Source organism: Paenibacillus sp. MAH-35 (assembly GCF_058135425.1).
On record NZ_JBYUPU010000059.1, the window covers coordinates 1 to 26,302 of the forward strand.

Here is a 26,302-nt window from a genome sequence, read left to right on the forward strand (position 1 = left end):
TTTTTAACAAAATATTTGGGTTCAGAAAGAAATAAACGAGGATAAATGTTGGTAATACAAAACTCTCTTACTGCCACAAGGGATTTCGGCGTTTTGGAACACTAACTAGGAAAGTCCCGCAAACCACTCCTATTCGGTGCCTCCCCCGCCTGAAACAGGGCCGAAGGTCCAAACAAACGTCCACCCATCCACACGATGAACGGCTCGCGACACTCGCTGGCTCGACAAGGAGGGCGACCTCCCCTCCGCTTTACCGTAAAGAACCTCTTGCCGCAGCTGCCACCAAACGTCCCATACGCATTACTGGCAGTAATCCGCCTCCAGGTACTAATTGTCGAAGCTGCCGATTTCTTTTACGGAGGCATGAAACTCTATAGCTCCCCCCAACGTATCAGTGAATAGGTTCAGAAAAGAGGAGGAATCCCGTCATGTCCATGTTCAAACGTATGCTTGCGAGCGTCGGGATCGGAGCGGCCCAAGTTAATCTCATGCTCCATCAAGATGTGGTGAACGCGGGAGATACGATCAGCGGTGTCGTCCGGATTGAAGGGGGCCGCGTCGATCAGCAGGTGGATGACGTGTACGCCTTCGTCATGACGCGTTATCTAAACGAGATGAACGACCGGAAGACCGAGGTGGACGCGGAAGTAGGCAAATTTCTGCTCGCCGGGAAGTTTACTGTAGAAGCGGGACAAGTGTATGAGTTTCCCGTCTCGTTCCAGCTTCCGGCGATTACGCCGGCGACGATGGGCCGGACGCCCGTATGGATTCAAACAGGGCTGGGTATTAAAGAAGCTGTCGATCCGAAGGACCGGGACTCGCTGCAAGTAAGGCCGCACCCGTTCGCTGCGGTTGTTCTCGAAGCGGCCGACCGGCTTGGCTTCCGGCTTCGGGAAGTCACGTGCGAATACGCGCCGTATTTCAGCCGGGCCAACGGCTTGTCCTTCGTGCAGGAATTCGAATTTGTCCCTACGACACAGTTCCGGGGCCAGCTCGACGAGCTGGAAATCATATTCTACCCGGACGAAGACGGAATCGACCTGATGCTGCAGATCGACCGCAAGGCACGCGGACTGGCCGGCTTGTTCGCCGAAGCGTTTGACGCCGACGAGCAGCTCGTCAAGGTGCGGTTCGACCGGAATCAGCTTGCCTCCGGAGCAAGCTATATCGCCGAACAGTTGGCCGAGACGATCCGCAGATACGTGTAATCGAACGCCATCCCACAAGGCGGCCTGACACAAAGAAGCCTCTTCCGATGCGGAAGGGCTTCTTTCCCGTTTCTACAAGTATATACGGCGGTTGAATACCTGCTAGGGGGACGACGAACTGCGCGATACCCGAAACTCCTGCGGAGTCACCTCGTTTTGTTTCTTGAAAAACCGGATAAACGCCAGCGCCGAGCTGTATCCGAGCTGAGCCGCAATCTCATTCACCTTCATCGGGGTGTTCAGAAGCATGTCTTTCGCGGTTACGTTTTTATAATCGTTCACGTATTTCGACAGCCCGATCCCGGTCATCTGCTTGTACAGCCTGGACAAATAGGACGGATTCAAGCCCACGTAATCGGCGAGAGCCGTCAACGAGATGTCGGTCGAGATATGCTCCTCGATATACCGGTGCACTTTATCGACGACCTCGGTCGGCAGCTGCGAGCCCCGCAGCGCATTCCATTCGAAGAAGCAATCAGCGATCTGCCAGTAGTATTCGATCAGCCCCGGCCAGGAAGCCGAATCGTCATGACGGAACAACCGGTCGAGGTCCACCTGCAAATTGACGTAATCGCGGATGTCCCGGTATTTGTGCAAATAAAACAAAAATACCGACGAAAACGAATGGTACAATTCCGTTTTCCGCTCATGGGGGACGTCCGGGTCGTTCCATATCGAGGTCAGCTCGACAAACAGCTTGTTGAACTGCTCCCGGTGATTGTTCTCCAGACACGTCATGAGCAGTTGGACCCGGGCATGATACACTCCGTCGTGATACCCTTCCGCCTTATCCGAACCATCCGCCTTCTGAATGTCCTTGTCGGTCATTATGACCTCATGCAGCAAGCCGTGGCCTTGCATCAGGCCGTATTTGAGCGAATGAAACCGGTTCGACAGACGGCTCCAGTCGATCGCCTCGCTTCCGAACAGAAACGATACCGACAGCCGCAGCAGCTTCCTGCATGTCGCCTGCACGCTCTCCAGAATGCCGCTCGTATAGCGGTGGGCTCTTACCCAGTCCAGGCTGCCGGTCTGGCCAGACGACTCGTCGGATGCCTTCGGCTGGATGATCCACACGATCTTGGACAGCTCGAATACGACCGAGTAACTCCTCACTTGCGCCGACAAATACTCATCGCCAATATTTTGCAGCGCATAGGTGAGCAGCGCCTTGTCGGGCATCGTGAACATCTCTTTCCAGGCGTCTACCCTTCCCAGAAGCAAATAAACCGGCTGGGCGGCGTCGAGCGGGATGTCGATTTCTTTGAAAGCCTGCCTCAGCTCGTCCTCCGTCACTTGCTTGCCTTGGAAAAGCCCCCACATATACTCCTTTTGCAGCGAGGGCAGCGCCATTCTCATCTTGGACTGCGCTCTCGCGACGATCTGCATCTGATCCTGCTCTTCTTCAATCTTGGCGATCGCCCGTTCCACCGACCCGATGATTTTCTCGTCGCTTTCCACCTTGAGAATATAATCGAAACCGCCGTAGGTAATAGCGTTCCTCGCATAGTGGAACTCATTGTAGCCGGTCAGGAAGATCACTTTGCAGGCCGGCCACTGCGATTTGATTTCCTGCAGCAGCTCGATCCCCTCGATTCCCGGCATCTTGATGTCGGATACGACGATATCGATCCGGCGCTCGGACAAAATCTTCAAGGCTTCTTCGCCCGAATAAGCGCTCATCACCTCGAGCTGCAGATGATCGGTCTGTTCGAACAGCTCGAGCAGGCCGTCGACGATAATAGGAAGGTCATCCACGATAAGCAGTCGATACATGCCGCTCCTCCCTCTCAGCTTACGCTCAGTTTGATTCGGACCCGCAGCCCGCCCAGCTCGGATCGTGACACGGTGATGCCGTACGCCTCTCCATAACGCAGTTGAATCCGGCGGTGCACATTCAGAATTCCCGTCGTCTCCTCGATCTGCTTCGACGAATACCGCAGCTTTTTCTGAAGCTGGCCGATGTCCTCATCCGTGATGCTTGAGCCGTTATCCTCCACGTACAAGGAGAAATCGTCGTCCTTCCGCTCGCTATGAACCCATAGTTCGCCGGGCCCGAGCATATTGCCAAGTGCATGCTTATAAGCGTTCTCGATAATCGGCTGCAGGATGAGTCGCGGAACGGAGATCGCTGGAACTTCCCCGTCGAAGGCAACCTCAATCCGCTCCCCATAGCAGATCGTCTGCATCTCGACATACGTGCGCGAATGCTCCACCTCAAGCTCCAGCGGGATTTCATCCTCATCGTTGCGGGTAATAAACTGAAAGTATTGTCCGATATATAAGCAAAACTGATACGCCTTCTCTTTCTGATTCTCGGATTTAATCAACCGGCACAGTACAAAGAAACAATTATATAAAAAATGAGGATTAATCTGCGATTGCAGCCGTTTCAGCTCCGACCGCTGATTGCGGATCTGCTGCTCGTAGTTTTCCTCGATGAGCGTCTTCAAGGACCGCACCGTATCGTTAAACGCTTGATACAAATAGCCGAACTCATCCGCACCGCGGTCGATGACGATCGGGTCGAGACGGTTCTGCTGAACGCGGCGGAAGGAGTGCACCAGCTTCATAAGCGGCCGGTAAATCAACCGCAGCAGAAAATAAGTGAAAAACAGCACGATACACACGGCAAGCGCGCAAGCCCACCAAAATAACGTCCGGTACACATCCAGAGATCCGAGCGCCATCTCTTCGGGGATGACGGTGATGGCATACGCCTTCCAGAGGCTCGAATATTTGTACACGGCCAGATGCTTCTTATTGTCGTACACGATCGTCTCGTAGCCTTCGCCCGACTGCAGCTCCTGCTTCTCCATCGCGAACGATTTCATTTGTCCCAGCAGCTCCGGAGCCATCCCGGTCTCGATGTCCCAGCCCAGCTCCATATTCAGCAGCACGCTCTGCCCGCCGCGCGGGCGGCCGATTTGCGCCAGCGTTTCCTTGATCTTGGCCGTGGACAGCTCGACTCCTACGATGTACATCGGACTTTTGACCGCATTCGTCGGATACCGCATCGTGATGAACAGCCGGTTTTTCCAGAAAATGAACGGAGCCTCGTACAGATTCGCATTTTGCTGCATCGCTTTATATTCGTCTTCGTCCAGAAACGTCTCGTAGTCGTTGCTTAGTAGGCTTCGTCTGATGAGCGGAATGTACGCCTTGGCCTCTTGAATAAAAGGACTGGAATGCTTCATCAGCTCCAGCCGCCGCTGAATGTCCAATATGTTGCGCGACCGCTCGTACGAGCTCATCTCGTTGCCCGTGGCCGCCACTTCCATCAGATCGGTATCCATCACATAGTTCGGCAAATACCGGCTGATTCGATCCGCCTCCTGGTCCAGCGAATCCATATAAAACCGCGTCGTGTTCAGCACCGACTCCGTAATCTCGCTGCGGATATGCTCCGCGCCCTTCTCGTTGATCGTCCATGTAATCGCCATCAGCGGCAGCAAAGCCGCCAGGAAAGCAGCCATAATCTTTTTGAAAATCGAGGAATCGCGCAAAAAGAACAAGCTGTTCATCATAAACTCTCCTGTCGCGGCCTGGTTGTCCGGTTATCCTTTGACGCTCCCCATCACGATCCCTTTAATGAACAGCTTCTGCAGGAACGGATAAACGATCAGAATCGGGAAGGCTGCCACGAATATTTGGGCCGCCCGGCTCGTACGATCCGACAGCTTCAGCATCAGCTCGGCGTTCTCCGCCTTAATGAAGCGGAAATCCATCTGAATAATGACCGTCTGAAGGAACGTCTGCAGCGGGTAATTTTCAGTATGATTCATGTATAACATTCCGTCAAACCAGCTGTTCCAATGCCCCACCATCGTGAACAACCCCGTCGTGGCGAGCGCAGGCAGAGACAAGGGCACATAGATTTTCCACAGTGTCGTAAAATGCCCCGCTCCGTCGATCCGCGAAGACTCCTCCAGCTCCTTGGGCAGGCTGCGGTAAAAGTTCAGCAGCAGAATGACGTTGAATACCGGAACCGCCGTCGGCAGGATCAGCGCCCAGAGCGTGTCGATCAGACCGAGCGATTTTACCGTTAAGTAAGTAGGAATCAAACCGCCGTTGAACAAGATCGTAAATACGAAAAACCAGACGTACCAGGTTCTCAGCCGGAACTGGTGAGTCTCCTTGGACAGCGGATACGCGGTCAGGATGACCAGAAACATGCTGAGCGACGTGCCCAGCACGACCCGCTGGACCGATACCCAGAACGCGCGCAAATATTCGGGCTTGCCGAATACGTTGTTGTAGGCCGCCGTCGTGAATTCGACCGGCCACAGCGTCACTTTGCCGGCCGCGGCCGCGGCTCCGGAGCTGAAGGAGATCGCCAAAATATGAATGATCGGCATCAGGCACAGGAAGGACAGGAGCGCCAGGAAGATGAAGTTGCACACGACGAATACCTTTCTGCCTAGCGATGTCTTTATAGTCACGGTAAGTCTCCCTTCTGCAAGGCGAACGCTCTTAGAAGATGCGATAATTCGCCACGCGATAGGCTAGCAAGTAAGAAAACGCGATCAGGATGAACGAAACGACCGACTTCAGCAAACCGACGGCTGTAGCGAAGCCGAACTGCGCCTGCTGCACCCCCATGCGATAGACGAACGTATCGATAATATCCGCGCTTTCGTACACCGGCGGGCTGTACAGATTGAAGATTTGCTCGAAACCGGCATTCAGCACGTTCCCGATGTTCAGCGTCAGCATCAGGATGATGATCGGCAGCATGCCGGGCAGCGTAATGTGCAGCGTCTGCTTGATCCGCCCCGCGCCGTCGATCTCCGCCGCTTCGTACAACGACGGGTTAATGCTGGTCAGTGCGGCCAAGTAGACGATCGTGCCGAATCCGAACTCCTTCCATACGTCCGACATGACCATCACGTACGGAAACCAGTCGTTGCTGCCCAAGAAAAAAACAGGCTGGATGCCGAATAAGCCGAGCAACTGATTGAGGATGCCGGAGGACGGCGACAGCACATCGACCAATATGCCGCTTAACAGAACCCAGGACAGGAAGTGGGGCAAGTAGACGAGCGTCTGGAACGTCCGCTTGATCCACTCCCTCCGCAGCTCGTTCAGCAGGACGGCCACTGTGATCGGCACGATCAGACCGGCTATTATTTTCATCGATGCGATATATACGGTATTTAAAAAGATACGCCCGATATCGGGATAATCGATCAGCAATTGAAAGTTTTTCATCCCGATAAAGGGAGAGCCGAACAGTCCTTTGTTCGGAACGTATTTCTGAAACGCCATGATGATGCCAGCCATCGGAACGTAGCTGAAAATGACGACCAGTACGATTCCCGGAACCAGCATCAGATGAAGCGGCCACTCTCTCTTCCAGATCCGCGCTAGCGCATTCATGTCATTCACCTCGCTGTATCACTTCGGATGCTGCCCTTGGATCGAACGAAAAAAGAGGGAGGGACCGATTACGCCCATCCCCCGATTGCTTCGTGTTCGATTACTTCTTGGATTTGTACCACTCGTTCACTTCTTTGGTCATCGCATCGCCGCCGAGCTTCTTCCATTCCTCCACGAATTTATCGAACTCATCAACCGATACTTGATTCATTATAATTTTGAAGAACACTTCGTCCCGCTTCTTGAGCAGAATCTCCTGCCTGTCGGCCATCGTCGGGGTCGGCGCGCCATAGAACTTGTTTTGCAAATACTGTTTGTTCTTCTGGATGGACGGCACCAGCGAATACGCCCCGTTCGGACCTGAGATCAAATATTCCCACCACATGGTCGTATCGCCGTTCACATACTTCATCGCACGCTCATACCGCGTTCTTTGATCCTTCGTCTCCAGAATGCTCGAGTCTTTGTTCGCGATCGCCTTCGGCAGCACTTCCCCGTTATTGTCCATCTGCTTGCCTACGCGAAGCGGGCTGAGCAGCCAGTAGTTGTTGCCCTTCTCTACGCGGTCTTTGCCGTACTCGTATACTTTCTGCTCCTCCGTCGGATGGTTGTCGACCGCAATCCATTGGTTCAGCAGCCTGATAACGCCTTCCGGATGCTTCGCTTTTTTGGAGATGACGTAATATTCGTCCACACCGAGCCCGATTTGCGATAAAGCCGGGCTGCTGTCCACGGACGGGATCGGGAACGCGCCCCACTCCTGCACCACTTTGCCGTCCTTCACTGCGCCTTTGGCGAGCTGGGCCGGCGTCCAGGACGCCCCGTACACCATGCCGATGCTGTTGTTATAGACGAGCTCCGCTTCTTTCTCTACGTCTTTTACCGAAAATTCGGGATCGATCAAGCCTTTCTTGAACATCTCCTGCAGCGCGGCCAGCGCCTGCTTCACTTGCGGCTGGATGTCGCTGTTCATCAGCCCGCCGCGGCCGTCGTCGATCCAAATATTTTCATAGGCATGGTAGCCGTTGAGGAACGCCCGCAGTCCGGTTACCCCCGTGTCGCTGTTGAACGGATTTTTGCTAACCGCTAATCCGTACGACTTGCCCGTGCCGCCCGGGTCTTGCGTCTTGAACGCTTCGGCGATCTTCATAAAATCCGCCATCGTCTTAGGCTCGGGCAGGTTCAGCTTTTTCAGCCAATCGGTTCGCACATACAAAAACTGGTAGTTATACGGATTATATGAGCTCGGAATCCCCATCAGCTTATTGTCGAACATAGCCGTTTTCATCTGAGTGCCGCCGTCCATCGTCAGAAACTTCTTCGTTTCCTCCGATGCATGCTTGTTGTACACTTCCGTCAGATCTAGGATCATATCCGCTTCGGTCAGCTCTTTTAATTGGGTCGCGTTCACCAGCAGAAAGTCCGGAAGATCGTCGGAGGCGATCGTGATTTTCACCTTTTCCTTGAACTGGCTCGTATCCGCGATCCATTTGTTCGTTATTTTGACGCCGATATCTTTCTCGTACGCATCATACACGGCGTTTTTCTGAAAGCTCTCGCCCGGATCGAACTTCAAGTACGGATCGCTTGGCGACACCGTCGATACCTCGATTACTTTACTTCCTTGTTCGGATGTAGCGTTATCCGGCTGGTTTTGCGTTTCTTTGGCGTCTTTGCTGCATGCGGTCATCGCCAGGCAAAGCGCCAAAGCGCTGAACGAAAGTGCCTTCGTTTTCTTGTTCATACTACCCCTCCATTTTGTCTAACAGCCGTCCGGACTGTTGTTCCTGCTGTCCGTTAACCGGTTCCGAAGCACCGCCGCTTTCGGGTAGCGTCTTCCTAATTCAAGTATAGGCAGGGGACTGACCTGCAACCATATACTAGTCTTTACTTCGATATACACCTCTTGACGTGGAGGCACTCCGTTTGGAAGCACGGCCCCTGTTCATGCCGGCCCGCCGGGAGCAGGTAAACAAATGTATACGAAAGTCATAACTTATCTCTTTAGAAAGAGCGGCCGCTTTTTCTATTCTTACAGTAAGAAGATTCCTGGATGCTTCGATCCTTAAAGTGCGAGTTCAAAAAGTCCGGTTTTCAGCACCGAGAAGATGGGATGAAGCTAGGAAATGAGGAGCGGAGCGTAGTGAAAGCTACGTGAGCACCGGAAGTTCCGGCTGAATTCCATATTCGATATCGAATACGCTTCCTGTATCTACTTCGTGATCAAAAGTGGACTTTTTGAACTACCTCTTATAGAGAAGGAATCGTTCGGAAAGGAGGCATGCCCGGAAGCGAAAAGTCTGAGACCCGCATGGGGACGTATCCCGCACAGTTAAATTTGTAAGCGATTTATTCTGGCAACGTTCATGCTGTTTGTCCCAAACCTTGGAAGGAGCTGGATTTATGAGTTGGAAGAGAAAATGGGCAGCGATCGTGATGACGGCAGTTATGTTGTTCACACTGGTTCCCGCCGTGCAAGCGGAAGAGGCCCCGCCCGGTGTACGGAATCTTGCTTTAGGACTGGATTATATATGGTCGGAAGCGCCGGAGGCAACGTATCCGGACACCAGCCGCAAGCTGACGGACGGCAAGTACGGCCTGCTGGACAGGCAAGACCCGGCATGGGTCGGACATGTGAAAGGAAAGACGCGCGAGGTCGTATTCGATCTGGGCGAGAAAAAGTCGATCTCGGCTGTCAAAGCCCGCTTCCTGCAGGATTGGCCGACGAATTCGATCCTCGTGCCCTTGTCGGTTTCGATGTACGTCTCCGACGACAACACGAATTGGGGTGCCCTTTCCCACCAGGCTACCCGGCTGTTGTGGGGCGACGGACCGCCCAGACAAGAAACCTTTGAATGGGACGGGAGCAGAGACAGCATCCTTAGCGGCAATTCCGATGCGGAGATGGCTTACGCCCGCTATGTGAAAGTGACGTTTCCGATGCATACCCGGGCTTGGACGCTGATCGATGAAGTGGAAATCTGGGGTGCGGACGGCAAACGGGAAGGAGCGGTAACCGTTCCCGCCGATCCGGTAGGACTCTTGCAGCCGGGAGAAGCAACCGCCGGCATTCACAATCTGGGCCTGCTCTATAACGGACACTACCCGAACAACAAGGGCGACTGGACGAAAGAACGGATCATCCCCAATATCAGCTATGTGAATCAAGCCGGGGAGCCGGTGGACAGGCTATTTGACGGAGTGCTTTATCTCGGCCTGACTTCGCCCACCGGGCGGGGATTCGACGGGAAAGCCAATCTGGAGGATTGGACCTGGTATCTGGATAAGACGTTCGCCGCGAACGGCGATATGCAGCAGTTAAATGAAGCGGCCAAGGAAGTCGGGGTCAAGCTGGGGCAGCCCGGCCTGAAGGAAAAAGTCGTCTTGATGATTCCCGACCCGGGCGAGGGGTTGGACCCGTTCGGCGTGGTGAACGGCGAATCGTTAAGCTTTAACGCTTCCACCGTCGGAGAAGCGAAGGCGCTCGCCAATCGGGTGAAGGCGGTGCAGTGGTGGCTGGATCAAGTGAAGACCCGATGGGAGCAGGCGGGCTATTCCCATCTGGAGCTTGTTGGGATGTACTGGCTGGAAGAGCAGATCAGCACAAGCGCGACAGGGCCGGATCTGCTTCGTTCGGTGGGCGCGCAGGTTCATGCGATGGATTTGAAGTTTTTCTGGATTCCGCATTTCCTGGCTTACAAAAGCTTCATGTGGAAAGAGGTTGGGATTGACGCCGTAGCGTTCCAGCCGAACTATTTCTTCGAGGAGATGGACTACGACCGTCTGGAGGATGCCGCCAACACCGCCAAGCGGTACGGAATGTCCCTGGAGCTGGAGTTTGACGACCGGATGCTGACTGACGGCGTATTCCGCGAGCGGTATATCGATTATTTGAACAGCGGCGTGGATACCGGCCTGATGCAGAGCGGGTTCAAAGCTTACTACCAAGGCAACGATGCCGTTTATAATACCGCGGTAAGCACAGACCCGGCTAACCGTGTTTTGTATGATTGGCTGTACCAGTTCGTCAAAGGAACGTATGTGAAAAACGACGCCCTCCCGCCGGAGGCCAAGGTGCTGATGAACGGCAAACCGCTCCAAAGCGGAGTCGCTGTACCGGTGCCGGATACGGAGCCGGTTCAGTTTACATGGAGCGTTCTGAATGACGACGGCAGCGGGGTGACCAAAGCAACCGCCACCTTTGACGGGAAGCCGTACACCCAAGGTACCGTTCTGAATCTGGCCGGCCAGCTGGGCAAGCATGAACTGATCGTCACCGTGACGGCGGGCAAGTCGCGGAAAACGTCGTATGTCATCGAAACGGCCGCCAGCCCGGAGAGCATGAAATCGCTGGTGAACCGGTTCGCGGCGGACAACCAAATCACCCATGCGAAAGCGGCCCGCGCTCTCCTTCGTGATCTGGACATGATGAAGCAGTTCGAGCGGAAAAACCGGTCTTATTTCGAAAAATATGTAAAAGAGTTCAATGCCAAGCTGGAAATCATGAAGGAGCACCAATTCATATCAGCCGGGGCGTTCGACACGTTGAAGGAAGGCGTCTACTCCCTGATCGGGAATCTGGCGCAGGACCAAGCCGCGGAAGCCTCTTCGGTAGAAGCGGACAAACCCGACTACGCCGCTGGCAAAGCGGTTGACGGCTTCCCGGCCACCCGATGGGCGAGCGAATACCGGGACGACACCTGGTTCCAGGTCGACCTCGGCAAACGGACAACAATCGATACGATCACGATCGATTGGGAGTACGCCCGTGCGAACACGTTCCAACTGCTGGTCTCCACCGACAAGCAGAAGTGGACCCCGGTCGTGCGGACGAACAACGGAATCCTCACCGCCCATGACGGGAAACAAACGGTTCAATTTGACCCGGTCCAAGCCCGCTACGTGAAATTCCAAGGCATACAAAGAGCGACCGGATACGGGTATTCCTTCTATGAGTTCGGGGTGTATCACCTGGATGGGGGGAAGGAAAAGCTTCGAGGGTTGTTGGAGTTTGAGGAGCAGGCTGGCGAGGATTTGGAGTAATCGCTCGTTGTTGTAGGAGGATGGCTTAGCGCCGCAGGTAGGATATTTGGCGGCTTAGACGCCGGGTTATGTTGGCTTGCAGGGGAGTTTGCTCGCTCCCCTGCATGATTGTATGTCCGTGACTATAGTCCGTAGACTATTTGTCACACGTTTAGAATAAAGCTCAAGGAGTGATGATCCTTGAGCATCGAGGCTGTTTTCGGGCAACAATTACGAAAAATTCGCGAAGAGCGGAAGTTAAGTCAAGAAGAACTCGCTTTTCTGGCCAAGCTCGACCGGACCTATATCAGCTTGCTGGAGCGAGGCAAACGCCGCCCTACGCTCAACACTATTTTTGCATTGGCTGGGCAGTTGAATATCGCTCCTTCTGAAATGGAGCAGATTTAAGGAAAAGTTTTACCCTTCTGCTCCATACCTCTCTGCATCTCGTTCCCCTTCTGCCGGCCGGCCTTCCCGCCAAAATAATTGACCCCTACACTACCTGCTAATATCAATATGGTTCCGATCAAGTGCGTAACAGTAAAGCTGTCTTGATTGACAATAACGCCTGCAAGCACCGTAACGACCATCGTGAGCCCGCCTAGCGCCGACACGGAAGAGATTTGTATTTGGGAGCATGCATAATTGTTGATGGCCGTAGCTGCGAGTGAACAGATCCATGCAAGGAACAAGAGGCCGCTCAAAATGCCGAAATCGCCCAAAGGAACGAAATATCGGTCCAAACTCCCTTCAAGCGCATGCTTGAACAAATTAATAAGATTGAATACGATGGCCGAGGCGAAGCTCATAAATGCTGTAATTTCCATGGAGCTGAAGGAAGCCGAGGCCTTGCGCGAAAAGGCGAGAAACAGACTTCCGCTTACTACCGCCAGCAGCAGGAATACAATTCCCATCCACTCGCTGCTTCCTCCTTGTGTTGAAGTAAAGAGAACAATGATGACCGCCCCCAATATCCCCAAACCTAAGAATAGCTTCTGCAGCAAGGTCGTTCTTTCCCGCAAAATGAGGCTTTCCGTGATGAGGGCAGCCAGCGGCAGCAAGGCTAAAATAATGCCGGCCATTACCGTGGAAGTTCGCTGAATCCCCAATGTCTCGAACAAAAAATATCCAATCGGTTCAAAAATAGATACCAGCAGCAGCATTTTTATTGATTTCCGTTGAAAACGAAGCTTGATGATGCCAAGCCGGACTAACACAAGAATGCCAAGTGCGCTTAAAAGGAAACGCAGGGCCAATACATCTAAGACCCCGATATTTTGCAGCAGTTTGCCGAGCCACAGAACAGATAGTCCATAGATGAAAGCCTTCACAACCAAAAGGACATAAACAACCCATTTCTCCGCCTGCATATGTACGCTCCTCGCCAAATTCGACCCAGCATCCTTCCGTCCGGCCGCTTCCTTGTAACATAGGTTGGGACTAACTTTGCGCAAAATTGTAGAACAATATTGTTCTACAATTTCATTTTAAAAGAGGCTGCCGTTTTCGTCAACTGAAGATGTGGATCATGCTGGAAGCAAAGTAGTATAATGAAGCCACGTCTCCATGCAAGGGGGTCATTATGACACAATCGGAAAAGTCGTCTATGGAGCAAGTCATCTATGAGGATTTGAAGCAAGCGATTTTGAAGCGCAAGCTCCGTCCCGGGACACAGCTGTTGGAAACCATAATTTCTGAACGGATGCAGGTTAGCAGGACTCCTATTCGGGCAGCACTGCGCAGATTGGCGCAGGAGGGGCTGATCGACCTCGTTCCGAATCGCGGCGCTTTTGTCATTCAGCCTTCGCAAGAGGAAATTCAGGAAGCGTACCAGATGCGCGCCAAGCTTGAGCTGATGGGGCTCGAGCTGGGGGCCGGCCAATTTACCGAGGCAGACTTTCAGCGGATGGAAGAGGCCTGCCATGACGAAACAGCCGCGTTGGGGCAGAGCGATGTGCTAGCTTACCTCGCGGCAAACAAAGTGTTTCATCACACCCTTGTCAGCAGAAGCGGCAATCGTTTCTTGGTAAGTTTGACCGATCAGTTATTGGATAAGACGAGTATATATGTCATGTTGTACGATCTCTTTTATGATCGGCAATATCGCGCAGATCTGGACCCGATACCGACAGGCGCACAACAACATAGATCGATTTTAGCTGCACTGCGCGCTGGAGATGTGGATCAAGCCTCTAAACGATTGGAAGATCACATTATGGAGTCTGTCGCGGGGCTGAAGACGACCCGTCCCGGTTATTTGGGGCTGGACGAGCTTTGGAGAGATTCGTAGATGTGCTGAAGGATGGATCGTTAGGGCGCTTTCAAGCGAATAAGAGCCTCTGGCACCCGCTATTTTCGGCCTACCCGAAAAACTAAAGCGAATAAAGGCGGTTTGCCCCCCTTATTTTAGCCGACTGCTGGGGTCTGCCCCTGTATAGCGGATTTTAGGAACTCCAAACCGCTCTTATTCGCCCGTCTAAGCGGTTTTCGGACAAAATAAAGGGTACAAACCACTCTTATTCGCTTGTTCCCTCTTGCCCACAACCAGGGACACAAGGCCGAACCGCCACGATGAACGGCCTGCGACACGTCATCGTTTTACTTAGAAAAGCCCCCAAACCAATGGTTTGGAGGCTCTGCTTCTATTCACACACACGCTCTAAACACACCTTCACCTGCCCCACACTTCCACTTCCGTGTAGCTGTTCCACGCGTTTTTCGTATTGCCATGACCGACCAATCGGACATAACGAGCTGTGGTATCAGTCACGTCGAAGGTTTGCAGGTTATTGTTTTTGGCATTTTGCAGGCCGGTTTGAAGCGTGGTCCAGGTTGTGCCGTTCTCGGAGATTTGGATATCGAAGGTAAACGTCCGGTTGGTCGCATCGTAGAAAGCGATTTTCACCAAAGCTACGGTTTTGCTCGAACCGAGATCGAATCGAATCCACGCTCCGTCGCCTTCGCCGGACCAACGTGTGCTCAAGCTGCCGTCCACCGCTCTCGCCGGCACGTTCGAGTCGGACGTGCTTGCCGTCACATTCGCCGCAGGAACGGGGAGTTTCGCATCGACCGGTGTCGGGGTGCCCGCCTCCGTGGTAGCCGAAGCTGTGGCGCTCGCCGCCGATTCGTTATTTGCCGCATCTTTCGCTTTCACATAGTAGCTGTACGTGGTGCTTGGCGTTAACCCGATATCGGAAGCAGACGTACCTGCAACATTTTTCAGCAAAGTGCCGTTCCGGTACACGTCATAACCGGTAACTCCGACATTGTCGGTGGAAGCGTTCCAGCTCAGGTTGATTTGGCTGCCGGATACGGCCGTCGCTGTCAAACCTGTCGGCGCGCTAGGCGCAATCGTATCGCTTCCGGTACAGCTCGTATACGTAGTAACCGCTCCGGTATACATATTGCCGGACGGGGTCCGAGTATTATTGCAGACCGTGGCCAACCCCGCTTTGACGTTGACGACGTAGCCGGTGGTATTGTTCAGATCGACCGTATTCTGATAGATGTCGTTGTTGTACCCCCATCCCGGGGACTTCTCGTTCGTCTGGAACGCATCGTTAATATTGGCGTTGTTGTTCCGGTAACCGATGTTATACCGGATGATGCTGTCATTGCCCTTGATATCGATGAAGCTGTCCGCCGCGTTCGCACCGGAAATGCCGGTTCCGTCAAACGTATTGCCCTCGACGATCGTCCCCGTTGCCCCTTCTTTAATATCAATCGATTCGGCCCGTACATTCGGACCGATGACGTTATTTTGGATCACATTGTGATCCGTTTCCTTAATATAGCTCCCCCATTTGCCGACATCCGAACCGACGTAGACGCCTTCGCCGTATTGCGGATTTACCGTACCGGTATCGTAGATGTACGAATTTTGAATCGTATTGTACGAGCTGCCGTCCCGGTAATGAACGGCTTCTTCGCCGATGTGGTACACTTCGACCTGATCGAGTAATGTATGGTTGGCGTTGTCAAGGACAATTCCTTTTTTGGCGTTCGTAATCTTCACGTTTTGCACAACCCAATAGTCGCCTGTAATATGCAGCGTGTAATTTTTATCCGTCCCGCCGCCGTCCAGAATCGCTTTGTTGGAATTGTCGGACTGGATCGTAATCGGATTCGCTGAGGTGCCGTTGGCGCTTGCCACGAATTTTCCCGGGAACGTTACTCCTGCCGCTAATGTAATGACGTCGCCAGCTGCAGCATTAGACAAGGCCGAGGTGAAACAAGAAGCCGTACTGCACGTAATAGAAGCCGCCCCAGCAGTCGTAGAAAAGATTCCGAGAGACAGTACAGTCAAGCTCAAGCCAAGCAAGACGACAAGCCCTTTACTTCGAAACCTACGTTCGCTAGCTTCCATGCCTTAACTCCTCCTAGTTTCATTTGGATGATTCTGTGCAGCTACTAGGCCGATCACCTCCTCATCACATTCGGTTTGCAGACAGCGAGTCTTCTATACGTCCATTTGATAGTTTGAATCTACAGGTATGGAATAAGGAGTCGAATCGGGCGGTAGCCGGGAATAGTAAATGAACTAAGGGGGGACGGGCTCTTCACAACGTGTAGATATTAGGAGCCGCAAGCTGATATGAGGTTGGGTCGGAACGCGCTTCACTCAGGCAGTAGCTGTATCTATATTTTTACAGCTGTTTACTGGGGGTGTCTTGTCATTTTTCCAGATCGGCTAGGGGGATTTCCATATTTGGCCGACATTCGGCAATCCGCCACTATTCCTATCAAAGCAGTACTACCTATAGAGTCTTAATAACCTGAGCCACCTCAAATAAGTCGTTGTTGAACTGATGCCCCCTTCCGTCAAGCTTGCGAATGATAGCTTCCGGGAACCTTTCCGCATAACGTTCCAGATGTGTAAACGGCACGATTTCATCGTCGCGGCTATGATACAAGTAAATAGGCTGTATATCTGAAAAAGCGGACACCCAGCGTTCGCCCAAAGCGTATTCTTCCACTTCCCAATCTTCAGCACCCCAATAGGGAGCCGCCAGAAGAAACACGCCCGCAACAGGCTTCGACGGCTTTTCTTCAGTGAGATATTTCATTACAAACGATGCGCCGAGCGAATGACCGATAAGAATCGCTTCTCCCTCCAATACCGATAGGTCAGCTGCAATTCGGGCTTTCCATGCTCCATAAACCGGTCTCCCCTCGTCAGGCATCTTCGGATAGAGCACATCGCATTCGAAGCCCAGCAGCGCCTGCAGATTTGCCGCCAGCTTCAAGTCGGCTGCATAAGCCCCTTGCCCGCCTCCCTGAATGAAAAGCAATTGTTTTTTCATATCCTGTCGTCCTCTCCTTATATTAGCGGAAGATTTCTTTTCCAATTGTAGCAAACTAAGGTTGCGTTCGTTTCTTTCCGATTGCTTTCCTGCCGATTGGAGCGCTCCCTCCGTCCCCGAGTATTGAAAGCGGGGTTCGCCTGTGCCACAATAAACAGGGATACTAAAACGGAGGTGCGTTAAGCAATGAGGACAATCACGCTCGGGGTCAGCCCGTTAGAAGTACCCGTTATCGCCATAGGCTGTATGCGTCTCGGCTCGCTGGACAAGCCGCAGGCCGAACGGTTCATTCAGGCCGCGCTTGAGGAAGGCGCCAACTTTTTCGAGCATGCGGATATTTACGGTAAAGGCAAATGCGAGGAAGTATTTGCGGAAGCGATTCAAATGAGCCCCGGCGTTCGCGATAACATCATACTGCAATCCAAATGCGGCATTCGTCCCGGAATGTTCGACTTCTCCAAGGAGCATATTCTGAATTCGGTCGACGGCATTCTGCGGCGGCTCCGGACCGACTACCTGGATGTGCTGCTGCTGCACCGTCCGGACACGCTCGTCGAGCCGGAAGAAGTGGCGGAAGCGTTCGATTTGCTCGAAAGCTCGGGTAAAGTGCGTCATTTCGGCGTCTCCAACCAGAATCCGATGCAGATCCAGCTGTTGAAGAAGTTTGTCAAACAGCCGATCGTCGCCAACCAGCTGCAACTGAGCGTTACAAACGCCAACATGATCTCCCAAGGGTTCAACGTCAACATGGACAACCACTCCGCCGTCAACCGCGACGGCAGCGTGCTCGACTTCTGCAGGCTGCACGAAATTACGATTCAGCCCTGGTCGCCGTTCCAATACGGGTTTTTCGAAGGCGTCTTTCTGGACAACGAGAAGTTCCCCGAATTGAACAGCAAGATTAACGAAGTCGCGGCCAAATACGAAGTAAGCAACACGACAATCGCCATCGCTTGGCTGCTTCGCCACCCGGCGAACATGCAACCGGTGATCGGCACGATGAATGTCGGGAGAATGCAAGATTGCTGCAAAGCGGCCGACATTCGCCTGACCCGCGAAGAGTGGTACGCCATTTTCCGTTCGGCGGGGAACATTCTTCCGTAACGTCATAAGGGCACCCGGGGAGCGGGTGCCCTTTCTTATGGAGCCAGGTCCGTGTCTTCCTCCTTACATCCTTACCATGATGGGCCATGACCCCTCAAGCCAGGAACTCCGCCATAATTTGCTCGATATCGAATGGAGTAACCCCACTTTCCACCGAAAATAGCGTATCGGCCTCATCCTTATCGTAGACAATCTCGCCTCTTGCCTGGGCATGCAGCAGGAATAACTCGTGGAGGTCCGGTTTCCGCAAAGTTGTCATGGCTTTCCCCATCAGGACCATCCCTCTCTGGTTCCCCTCTACGTTGTTGTAATAGTCAGGATGTCTCGTCAGTGACAGATCCGTCCATACGACTGTGCGCTCGACCAGATCCAGGATGACCGGAATCGCGATCTGCGTATCGGCTGTGACATCCATCTTATTGGCAACCGTCGAAGGCTCGAAAATCTCGCCCGATCCCGGCTTCTTGCGCATCATCCACCCCACAAAGCACTCCGGCAGGTGGCAATACGGCTGAGCCGTAAACGAGTGAAGCGTGGCCACCACGTAGCGGCCGCCGTAATTCACGATGGAAGGAAGGTGCAGATCGATAAATTCGCACGCGCCTTGCGGAGCCGCCACGATATCCCCGCTATGAACGGCCCGGTACTTGGCCGACCGGAGATTCGTATACGAGATGTGCTCCATGTACTGCCAATCGCCATCATACAGGACGGACGACAGATCAATATCTACGCGTCCCGTTGGCGTGCCGTCAACCCGTCCCTCTTTCCACCAACTGAAGAAACGGATCGTGTCTCCCTCCCCGATCGGCAACCGGCTTCCCCGCACAATCGTATGCAGCGCTTTGCTTGCCGATCTCTGAGAGAACGGGACCTTGTAGGACTTCAGACGGTCGTCAATATAAGTCTTCCCCAGCGGGGGCAGCTTGGCGAACCGTTGTATAAGCGCCCGGTCGCACACTTGCACCACGTCTCGGCATACTTCGGCATCCAGTGCCGGGAGCGTATGGGGGATAGCGAATGCTTTAGTTACATTTCCCTTCGGAAACACGGTGCGCATCTGCTGGGGCTCGTGACGATGCGCAAAGTGAGACTTCACTTGCACCAGCACAGGTGTCGATACTTGGTCCGCGACTTCCCCGAAGGCCAGCACGGCATACTCCGCGTACTCGGTCGAACGCAGCAAGTGGTCCAGCCTTCTGGCGAACTCGCCCGGACGCCGCATCAGCAGGTCGATCGCCGCCCACGTATTCCGATATTGGAGGGCGACCTCCAGGCTTCCGTTATACGTCGTGAAAGGCTTGTTGTTTCGCAAAATATCGAAAGCTTCCTGACAGCGCGTATAACGATGCTTGTATTCCGAAGGATGCAAAATCTCGCCTAACCGAATCCAGCGCTGCTTGTATCTCAGCATATCCTCCGTAATTGGGCCGCACCGCTCCAGCAACCCGAGCAGCAGCCGTCTCTCGGAACGTTTAAATTTGCGGAAACGTGTGGCCTCGGCGAGACTGACATCGCCGTCCGACCAAGCTACAGCCAGTCGAAGCACATCGGTGGCCGTCTTGATGTAACGGCCGATCAGCTCCACATTTGCCTTGTCATGCTTCAATAACGAACCCGCCACAAATCCTACATTTTCCTTAAGCGGAATCCCGGCAGGCAAAATCTCATGCAGCTCCTTCGGATCCGCGCACTCGATTACGGCATCGATATCTTCCCTGTCCGTCCCGGAGATCGATACTTTGGCTTCGATCAGCCGCCGTATCATCGTATGGAACTCCGCCTTACTTCCCAGATCGATGACGTTCAAGTTTGCCTTATCCAGTAAAGGAGCCGGGTCCGCGATCTCATACTCGGGACCCTCCCATGTAAGATAATGACGGATAGCATTCAGGTACAGCTCCGCATCCGTTGCTTCCATCACTTGCATCGGGAAGTTAGGATACATCGGTCTGTATTCGACATGGGCACCTACCAGCTTCTTTAGATCGGCCACCAACGGATGATAGAACGATTCCATCTGTTTCATGGAAAACGTACATACCGTATGCATCAAGGAATGCGAGAAAGTAAAACCAAGACGCTCGATATTTTTCATCGCTGTAGCCAAAACCGTTTCCGGGAGCCGATTAGACCCGTTCCCCCGGTTCGCGATCAGTTTGTTTGCTCTGCGTAAATAGATAGTATTGATTCTCATAAGACTCCAGGAAAGCAATATCCCTAATTTCATTGGAAGAAGGAATAGAAGGAAGGAATATTATAGCCTGGATGCCTCCTCTCGGGAATAGACATCCTTCAGGAAAGCTGCGACCCTAGTTCGCCCAATGAAGTAGAAGGAAGGATCGCAATAGCCTGAAGCTACAGGTTGGAAAGCCGATGACCTCGAACCTTTGATGTGTCCATCATCCCATACTTCGCAATGTGCAAACAGGGCGGAAGTATTACGACATGGAAATCTTCAACAAACCGGCCGCGGGAGGGAAATCGCTTGGAGATGGTTAGGCTGCTCGAAAGAAGACGTCTCCTTCCCCGATGCCGCGCTCTCTCAAATTGTATAAACTTTTCAAAAAACATAGACTTATCCTTTTCGCTCCATTAAACTAATAAACTAAATGGACGTAGGGGGATTTTCCCATTTCCGATCGGAATGGAACAGCGAGGTGTTTCGATTTGACTACTCTTATCGGTATCATCGTGAGTGTAGGCGCTTATGTGCCTTGAAGAACAGCTAAGCATCCTGGACCGTTATCTCCTGACGGTTAGGTGGTCAGCATGCGGGTAATGGCTGTCGAGCTAAAGCGGCATATCAAAGTCCATGATCCCAATACCGGAGGCATTTCATGAGGGAACCAAGTATTCCATATCGACGAATATTCAATCTGCATATAGCCGGCGACAAGTTCAACAAGCCTGAACAGGTTGTCCGGCATATCGGCGCTTTGCAGGCACAGGATTATCACCAAGCGCTGTGGGCGGTCGGAGTGCGCATGCAAGCCGCTACAGCCGCGGATATCGAGCAAAGCATCGCAGACCGTAAGATTATGCTGACTTGGCCGCTGCGCGGCACGATTCATTTCGTACTGCCGGAAGATGTGCGATGGGTCCTGAAGCTTCTGGCTCCGCGCGTTCTGGCACAGGATCAGCGAAGACTTCAACAACTGGAACTGGATCAGACGACCATCGAACGCAGCAAGCAGCTCATCCATGACGCCTTGCAGGGGAACAAGCGGATAATCCGGCCCCATCTCATGCAATTGCTTGAGGATCATGGGATCGGCACAAACAATCAACGGGGTTATCACCTTCTGTGGCATTTGGCTGTGTCCGGTCACATTTGTCTAGGACCTAGGGAAGGCAAGCAGCAAACCTTTGTTTTGCTGGATGAGTGGGTGCCCGCCGCCAAGGAGATACCCAGGAGCGAGGCGCTCGCTTTGCTCGCAGAGCGTTATTTTACCGGGCATGGGCCAGCAACGGTTCAAGATTTTTCCTGGTGGGCCGGGATCACGCTTTCGGATGCAAGACAGGGTGTCGAGGCTGCTCAATCTCGGCTGGCGATGGAGAAGATGCAAGGGCAGGAATACTGGGGGCCCAGTCATGTTCACGTTGGGGCAATGGAAGAAGGAGCGAAGGTTTACCTGCTTCCGGGATTCGACGAATATCTACTCGGCTATAAAGACCGAAGTTCCGTATTAAGTGCGGAATATGCCCGACATATTGTCCCCGGCAATAACGGCGTATTTCTACCGACCATCGTCATGGATAGTCAAATCGCCGGGACCTGGAAACGCACGATGAAGAGTAAAGGGATCGACATCGAGTTTAACCTATTCCCATCTTTGAAGGTAAGCGAACAACATCTCATAGAGGCCGCTGAGAGGTATTGCAGATTTATGGGACAGCCTTTAGCTGCGACATCCTTTCAAGGGGTGGATCCATAAGGAAATAGGACACGGAAGGACTGGGATTGTGGAAACATCCAAAAATCTGTTAGAGGTTTACGACGCCAATATGCGTCCCAATGAAAAGCTCGAAGCCGCCATTCGTTGGCATTCCCCGATCGATCAGCCGTTTCAGATTGCCGGGCTGGCCTGGTTCCACCAGGAACGGAAATATCGCAGATTGCCGACCTTGCCGGCCGGAGCCGTCCCCGGGGCCGTCGATCATCTGGCGAATCACACCGCAGGAGGGCAAATCCGGTTTCAAACGGATTCCACTTCCTTATCCGTCCGGGTGAAGCTGAAAGGGAAAGCCAATATGGTCCATATGCCGGCTACCGGACAATGCGGCGTCGATTGTTATGTAGGTGCTCCAGACGTATTCGGTCCTTTGCGGTACGGGAATACGACCAAGTATAACGTTACGCTTACGGAATACGAATGCGCGCTATTTACCGGTTGGGGGACCGCGATGCGGAATATCGTGCTTAACCTGCCCTTGTATCAAGGGGTAGAGGAGATCTCGGTCGGTTTGGATGAACACGCTGCAGTGCTTGCTCCTCCCGGTTACGTTTCCGGGAAAAAGGTGGTCGTCTACGGGACGTCGATCACGCAAGGAGGCTGCGCCTCCCGGCCGGGCATGGCGTACACGAACATTTTGAGCCGCAGAATTCCTCTGGAGTTTATCAATCTCGGGTTCTCGGGCAGCGGCAAAGGAGAACCGGAGGTTGCCGAGATCGTATCGCAGATTAACGACCCGGCCTGCCTGGTTGTAGATTATGAAGGCAATTGCGTGAGCACCGAGCTTTTCCGCGAGACTCTTCCGGAATTTATCCGAATTTATAGAGCGGCTCATCCTCTGACGCCCATCCTGGTCGTATCGCGAATTCGGTATGCCCGCGAAGATGTGACGCCTCACTTGTACGAGATGCGGATGGAACGTAAACGTTTCGAGCAGGCGCTCGTGAACGAGCTGCGGGAGAAAGGCGATTTGAACCTCTATTTCTTCGACGGCTCCCATTCGCTGGGCGGGGAAGATTATTATGAATGTACGGTGGACGGCTCGCATCCGAACGATCTCGGTTTCCTGCGGATGGCTGATGCGCTGGAACCTGTACTGAAAACATTGCTGTTGTAATCTCAATAGGCGGTATCCATCCGGCTGCGAGTACAATCGCTTGAACATACACAAGAGGGATATTGGCGTTGCGGGATTTGGGCAGCCTGTGACCCTGTGACGTGACTGGCGAAGAGAAACCAAACGGCCTTATCCCCAAGTGGAGAAAGGCCGCTTCACTTTACTGTTATGGAAATGTTATCTGACCGGCTCCAGTTCGCTGCCCAGACCAAGCGTCCGCGCCGTCGAAGTATGAATTTTGCCGATCAGCTCCGGTTTTTTGAGCAAGGACACGCCGTACGAAGGAATCATTTCTTTTAGTTTCGGCTCCCACGATTTGACGTGCTGCGGGAAGCATTTCTCAATGACTTCCAGCATAACCGATACAGCTGTAGAAGCGCCTGGGGAAGCGCCGAGCAAGGCGGCGATCGATCCGTCAGCGGCACTGACCACTTCCGTACCGAATTGCAGCGTTCCTTTGCCGCCGGCTACCGTATCTTTGATCACTTGCACGCGTTGACCCGCCACCAGCAGATCCCAATCCTCGCTTTTGGCGTTCGGGATAAATTCGCGCAGCTCTTCCATCCGCTTTTCTTTGGACAACATCACCTGTTGGATCAGGTATTTGGTCAGCGAAAGGTTTTTGGCACCGGCCGCCAGCATCGTGACGACGTTATTCGGTTTGACCGAACCGATCAAGTCGAACATGGAACCGGTTTTTAAGAACTTGGGCGAGAACCCGGCAAACGGTCCGAAGAGCAGCGATTTTTTATTATCGATAAATCGGGTGTCCAGATGCGGTACCGACATGGGAGGGGCGCCCACTTTAGCTTTTCCGTACACTTTGGCATGATGCTGGGCCACAACGTCCGGATTCGTACAGGCCATAAACAGTCCGCTGATCGGGAATCCTCCGATATGTTTCCCTTCGGGGATACCGGATTTTTGCAGTAACGGGAGGCTGCCGCCCCCGCCGCCGATAAAGACGAATTTGGCCGTATGACGTTCGACTTTCCCGCCGCCGTCCCGTACTTTCAATTCCCAAGAGCCGTCTCCGGCACGTTTAATATCATCTACGTGGTGGTTGTAATGAATATCGACCTTTTTCTTCTTTAAATAATCAAACAACAACCGCGTTAAAGCGCCAAAGTTCACGTCCGTGCCAGTTTCGATTCGGGTAGCCGCGATCGGTTCGTTCAGGGGCCGGTCTTTCATGATAAGCGGAATCCATTCCGCCAATTTTTGCGGGTCCTCGGAGTATTCCATTCCTTGGAACAGCGGATTGCTGATCATCGCTTCAAATCGCTTTTTCAGAAAGGCTACGTTTTGTTCGCCTTGCACCATACTCATATGAGGGATGGGCATAATAAAATCGTTCGGATTGCGAATCAGGTTGCTGCTTACCAGGTACGACCAGAACTGCATCGAAACTTGAAACTGCTCGTTCACCTTGACCGCTTTGCTAATATCTATGGAACCGTCCGGTTTCTCGGAGGTGTAGTTCAGCTCGCACAGTGCGGCATGCCCCGTCCCCGCATTATTCCATTCGTTGGAGCTTTCCTCTCCGGGGCTGGCCAGCTTCTCAAACACCGAAATTTTCCAGTCCGGCACTAATTCCTTCAGCAGCGCCCCCAAAGTCGCACTCATGACTCCGGCACCAATTAAGATAACGTCTGATTTCGTTTGTCTGTTACTCATGTTTACCGTCCTTACACGCTGATATTTGAAAAGGATGCAGGCGCTCCCGTGCACGCTCACAGCAAGACAGGAGTGCGACCTGGTCACACACCTTTTCTGGATCATTTCTGATCTTTAGCGTATCGCATGATTAGTAGAATAATATATATACTATTATATGATAGTTGTATGGTATTTAAAAGACGTTAAATCAAGTGAAGATATGCTGTTGTAGTGAAGAAGTGGGAAACTGTCCACAAAAGCCTAGATTGGCTGGCTTCAAAAGACGTTCGAACCGTCCAACCGGCTCCGCACGCCCTATAAAATAATCATACGTTCGGCACCTCTTCCGCGTTCATGGCAAACGGAAGAATTCCATGTGTAAAAGGCACCCGTTCGGGGTGCCTTCGTGATAGTCGCGGTTGCGACCGGTACCGGATTTGTCCTCACCCGCTCCATTTTTGATAACCGAGCTTGAGTAGATTCTCCTGGATGTCCTGATCTACTTTCGTCTTTGCTGTTGCAAACTCCACCATAGATAAAGAGCTGGGCAGCTTTTGACGGATAAACGAATCGAAGTCGATGGCGGTTTTGAATAGCCGGAGCTTGCGCAGCTTAGGCAGAAGCTCGATTCCCGTCAAGTGAGTCAAGCCTTTGCAGTTTACGGCGGTGAGCTCCTCCAGCGCCTCCATCTCCCGGTCGAAATGGAGTTCCCGCAGCTGGATCTGATCCTCGATCACCAGCCGGTCCAGCGATTGGAAATCTGTTATGTTGGTCAGGTCGTGTAAACCGCGGACTCGGCAAATCTCCAAATCTTCGATCTGATTGTTTTTTATTTCCTGAATATGTTCCCGGCCTCCAAGCAATACGCGAAGGTTTTTCAGCTTGTCCAGCCGGTTTATAAAATGCAGCGGCAGTTTGCTGATCATATGCAGGGCGAGATAATTCAAATTTTCCAAATAACCGATCGCATCGAGATGTTTGACCTTGCCTCCCACATGCAGCTGTTCCAGATGCGAGAATTCATTCAAGTATTGCAGGTTGAGTACCTTTTTCTCTGAAATTACGGTTAAATCCCGTAGAGACCGCAGGGTGTCCATTCCGAGAATATCCGAATTTTCCAGCTCGTATATGCCCAGGTTCAAACTGGTTAAGTGATGCAGCTTGCCCAAGGCTTGTGTATTATGCGCCTGGACGAGACAATTGAGGTGCAGCATCTTGACATGGGGAATGCGCAAGAGCGTATCGCAATCCAGCGATAGGGAGCGATGGCCGTAGAAGCGCACACCAAAGTTTTCATCCCAGCGCGCGCAGAGCTCATCCACTTCCTCCAAGATGGAGCCATAATACTCCGGATGAGAAAACTGGACGATCACCTGGTTGCCGCCGCGCAAGTCCTGCTCAATCTGAACCGGGTCCAGTGCGGCAGGATCGTTGATCAAAATCCTCCTTTTCCATATCTTGCGCATGCATAACCCCTCCCATTTCCTGTTAATGACTAGTGTGTATGTATGGAATATCCATGAATTCTTGATGACACGCCTGTCTTCTATGCAA

At 52.8% G+C, this 26,302-nt stretch carries 18 protein-coding genes; 7 read left to right on the forward strand and 11 right to left on the reverse strand.

Annotated elements, in window-relative coordinates; all coding sequences use genetic code 11:
• Window positions 1-428: 428 nt before the first annotated feature.
• Entirely contained in the window at window positions 429-1,208 is a 780-nt protein-coding gene (locus AC3Y2E_RS32090; RefSeq protein WP_379217346.1) for a sporulation protein, read from the forward strand.
• 102 nt (window positions 1,209-1,310) lie between these two features.
• Here the strand turns inward: AC3Y2E_RS32090 and AC3Y2E_RS32095 are convergent, their stop codons facing one another.
• From AC3Y2E_RS32095 to AC3Y2E_RS32115, 5 genes are all read right to left on the reverse strand, one after another.
• Window positions 1,311-2,984 (reverse strand): response regulator, encoded by a 1,674-nt coding sequence (locus AC3Y2E_RS32095; RefSeq protein WP_379217347.1) that lies wholly within the window; start codon window positions 2,982-2,984, stop codon window positions 1,311-1,313.
• A 14-nt stretch (window positions 2,985-2,998) separates the two neighbouring features.
• Window positions 2,999-4,732, reverse strand: coding sequence for a sensor histidine kinase (locus tag AC3Y2E_RS32100; RefSeq protein ID WP_379217376.1), 1,734 nt, complete (start codon window positions 4,730-4,732; stop codon window positions 2,999-3,001).
• A 33-nt stretch (window positions 4,733-4,765) separates the two neighbouring features.
• Window positions 4,766-5,650: a carbohydrate ABC transporter permease gene (locus AC3Y2E_RS32105; RefSeq protein ID WP_379217348.1), complete on the reverse strand. Its 885-nt coding sequence runs from the start codon at window positions 5,648-5,650 to the stop codon at window positions 4,766-4,768.
• A gap of 31 nt (window positions 5,651-5,681) precedes the next feature.
• Window positions 5,682-6,587 (reverse strand): ABC transporter permease, encoded by a 906-nt coding sequence (locus tag AC3Y2E_RS32110; protein ID WP_379217349.1) that lies wholly within the window; start codon window positions 6,585-6,587, stop codon window positions 5,682-5,684.
• A gap of 100 nt (window positions 6,588-6,687) precedes the next feature.
• The gene (locus AC3Y2E_RS32115) at window positions 6,688-8,331 is read right to left on the reverse strand and encodes an extracellular solute-binding protein (RefSeq protein WP_379217350.1); all 1,644 of its coding nucleotides are present in this window, start codon (window positions 8,329-8,331) and stop codon (window positions 6,688-6,690) included.
• A gap of 659 nt (window positions 8,332-8,990) precedes the next feature.
• Here AC3Y2E_RS32115 and AC3Y2E_RS32120 point away from each other — a divergent pair.
• Together AC3Y2E_RS32120 and AC3Y2E_RS32125 are read left to right on the forward strand one after the other, a co-directional pair.
• Window positions 8,991-11,630 carry a DUF4855 domain-containing protein gene (locus tag AC3Y2E_RS32120; RefSeq protein WP_379217351.1) on the forward strand — a complete coding sequence of 880 codons (2,640 nt, stop codon included), beginning with the start codon at window positions 8,991-8,993 and terminating at the stop codon, window positions 11,628-11,630.
• A 180-nt stretch (window positions 11,631-11,810) separates the two neighbouring features.
• Window positions 11,811-12,017: a helix-turn-helix domain-containing protein gene (locus tag AC3Y2E_RS32125; protein WP_379217352.1), complete on the forward strand. Its 207-nt coding sequence runs from the start codon at window positions 11,811-11,813 to the stop codon at window positions 12,015-12,017.
• On the opposite strand, the gene AC3Y2E_RS32130 is transcribed toward AC3Y2E_RS32125, so the two are convergent.
• Window positions 12,014-12,979, reverse strand: coding sequence for a DMT family transporter (locus AC3Y2E_RS32130; protein ID WP_379217353.1), 966 nt, complete (start codon window positions 12,977-12,979; stop codon window positions 12,014-12,016). The genes AC3Y2E_RS32125 and AC3Y2E_RS32130 overlap by 4 nt on opposite strands.
• 236 nt (window positions 12,980-13,215) lie before the next feature.
• Here AC3Y2E_RS32130 and AC3Y2E_RS32135 point away from each other — a divergent pair, with 236 nt between their 5' ends.
• Window positions 13,216-13,899 carry a GntR family transcriptional regulator gene (locus AC3Y2E_RS32135; protein ID WP_379217354.1) on the forward strand — a complete coding sequence of 228 codons (684 nt, stop codon included), beginning with the start codon at window positions 13,216-13,218 and terminating at the stop codon, window positions 13,897-13,899.
• A 381-nt stretch (window positions 13,900-14,280) separates the two neighbouring features.
• Here AC3Y2E_RS32135 and AC3Y2E_RS32140 read toward each other — a convergent pair whose 3' ends face one another.
• Window positions 14,281-15,975, reverse strand: coding sequence for a discoidin domain-containing protein (locus AC3Y2E_RS32140; protein ID WP_379217355.1), 1,695 nt, complete (start codon window positions 15,973-15,975; stop codon window positions 14,281-14,283).
• Between the two features lie 391 nt (window positions 15,976-16,366).
• Complete coding sequence (locus AC3Y2E_RS32145) at window positions 16,367-16,912, reverse strand: alpha/beta hydrolase (RefSeq protein ID WP_379217356.1); 546 nt, start codon at window positions 16,910-16,912, stop codon at window positions 16,367-16,369.
• A 186-nt stretch (window positions 16,913-17,098) separates the two neighbouring features.
• Between AC3Y2E_RS32145 and AC3Y2E_RS32150 the strand changes: the two genes are divergently transcribed.
• Window positions 17,099-18,016 carry an aldo/keto reductase gene (locus AC3Y2E_RS32150; RefSeq protein WP_379217357.1) on the forward strand — a complete coding sequence of 306 codons (918 nt, stop codon included), beginning with the start codon at window positions 17,099-17,101 and terminating at the stop codon, window positions 18,014-18,016.
• Window positions 18,017-18,110: 94 nt separating this feature from the next.
• Here AC3Y2E_RS32150 and AC3Y2E_RS32155 read toward each other — a convergent pair whose 3' ends face one another.
• Window positions 18,111-20,213: a TerD family protein gene (locus AC3Y2E_RS32155; RefSeq protein ID WP_379217358.1), complete on the reverse strand. Its 2,103-nt coding sequence runs from the start codon at window positions 20,211-20,213 to the stop codon at window positions 18,111-18,113.
• Between the two features lie 643 nt (window positions 20,214-20,856).
• On the opposite strand from AC3Y2E_RS32155, the gene AC3Y2E_RS32160 reads away from it, so the two are divergent.
• Window positions 20,857-21,954, forward strand: a complete 1,098-nt coding sequence (locus tag AC3Y2E_RS32160) for a winged helix DNA-binding domain-containing protein (protein WP_379217359.1) — start codon at window positions 20,857-20,859, stop codon at window positions 21,952-21,954.
• A gap of 28 nt (window positions 21,955-21,982) precedes the next feature.
• Window positions 21,983-23,089: an SGNH/GDSL hydrolase family protein gene (locus AC3Y2E_RS32165; RefSeq protein WP_379217360.1), complete on the forward strand. Its 1,107-nt coding sequence runs from the start codon at window positions 21,983-21,985 to the stop codon at window positions 23,087-23,089.
• 177 nt (window positions 23,090-23,266) lie between these two features.
• Here AC3Y2E_RS32165 and AC3Y2E_RS32170 read toward each other — a convergent pair whose 3' ends face one another.
• Both AC3Y2E_RS32170 and AC3Y2E_RS32175 read right to left on the reverse strand, forming a co-directional pair.
• Window positions 23,267-24,871, reverse strand: a complete 1,605-nt coding sequence (locus AC3Y2E_RS32170) for a malate:quinone oxidoreductase (protein ID WP_379217361.1) — start codon at window positions 24,869-24,871, stop codon at window positions 23,267-23,269.
• 320 nt (window positions 24,872-25,191) lie between these two features.
• The gene (locus tag AC3Y2E_RS32175) at window positions 25,192-26,214 is read right to left on the reverse strand and encodes a leucine-rich repeat domain-containing protein (RefSeq protein WP_379217362.1); all 1,023 of its coding nucleotides are present in this window, start codon (window positions 26,212-26,214) and stop codon (window positions 25,192-25,194) included.
• Window positions 26,215-26,302 lie beyond the last annotated feature (88 nt).

Coding starts and splice junctions, on each gene's coding strand:
- AC3Y2E_RS32090 (WP_379217346.1), top strand. CDS start 429: ATGTCCATGTTCAAACGTATGCTTGCGAGCGTCGGGATCGGAGCGGCC.
- AC3Y2E_RS32095 (WP_379217347.1), bottom strand. CDS start 2,984: ATGTATCGACTGCTTATCGTGGATGACCTTCCTATTATCGTCGACGGC.
- AC3Y2E_RS32100 (WP_379217376.1), bottom strand. CDS start 4,732: ATGAACAGCTTGTTCTTTTTGCGCGATTCCTCGATTTTCAAAAAGATT.
- AC3Y2E_RS32110 (WP_379217349.1), bottom strand. CDS start 6,587: ATGAATGCGCTAGCGCGGATCTGGAAGAGAGAGTGGCCGCTTCATCTG.
- AC3Y2E_RS32115 (WP_379217350.1), bottom strand. CDS start 8,331: ATGAACAAGAAAACGAAGGCACTTTCGTTCAGCGCTTTGGCGCTTTGC.
- AC3Y2E_RS32120 (WP_379217351.1), top strand. CDS start 8,991: ATGAGTTGGAAGAGAAAATGGGCAGCGATCGTGATGACGGCAGTTATG.
- AC3Y2E_RS32130 (WP_379217353.1), bottom strand. CDS start 12,979: ATGCAGGCGGAGAAATGGGTTGTTTATGTCCTTTTGGTTGTGAAGGCT.
- AC3Y2E_RS32135 (WP_379217354.1), top strand. CDS start 13,216: ATGGAGCAAGTCATCTATGAGGATTTGAAGCAAGCGATTTTGAAGCGC.
- AC3Y2E_RS32140 (WP_379217355.1), bottom strand. CDS start 15,975: ATGGAAGCTAGCGAACGTAGGTTTCGAAGTAAAGGGCTTGTCGTCTTG.
- AC3Y2E_RS32145 (WP_379217356.1), bottom strand. CDS start 16,912: ATGAAAAAACAATTGCTTTTCATTCAGGGAGGCGGGCAAGGGGCTTAT.
- AC3Y2E_RS32150 (WP_379217357.1), top strand. CDS start 17,099: ATGAGGACAATCACGCTCGGGGTCAGCCCGTTAGAAGTACCCGTTATC.
- AC3Y2E_RS32155 (WP_379217358.1), bottom strand. CDS start 20,213: ATGAGAATCAATACTATCTATTTACGCAGAGCAAACAAACTGATCGCG.
- AC3Y2E_RS32160 (WP_379217359.1), top strand. CDS start 20,857: ATGAGGGAACCAAGTATTCCATATCGACGAATATTCAATCTGCATATA.
- AC3Y2E_RS32170 (WP_379217361.1), bottom strand. CDS start 24,871: ATGATCCAGAAAAGGTGTGTGACCAGGTCGCACTCCTGTCTTGCTGTG.
- AC3Y2E_RS32175 (WP_379217362.1), bottom strand. CDS start 26,214: ATGCGCAAGATATGGAAAAGGAGGATTTTGATCAACGATCCTGCCGCA.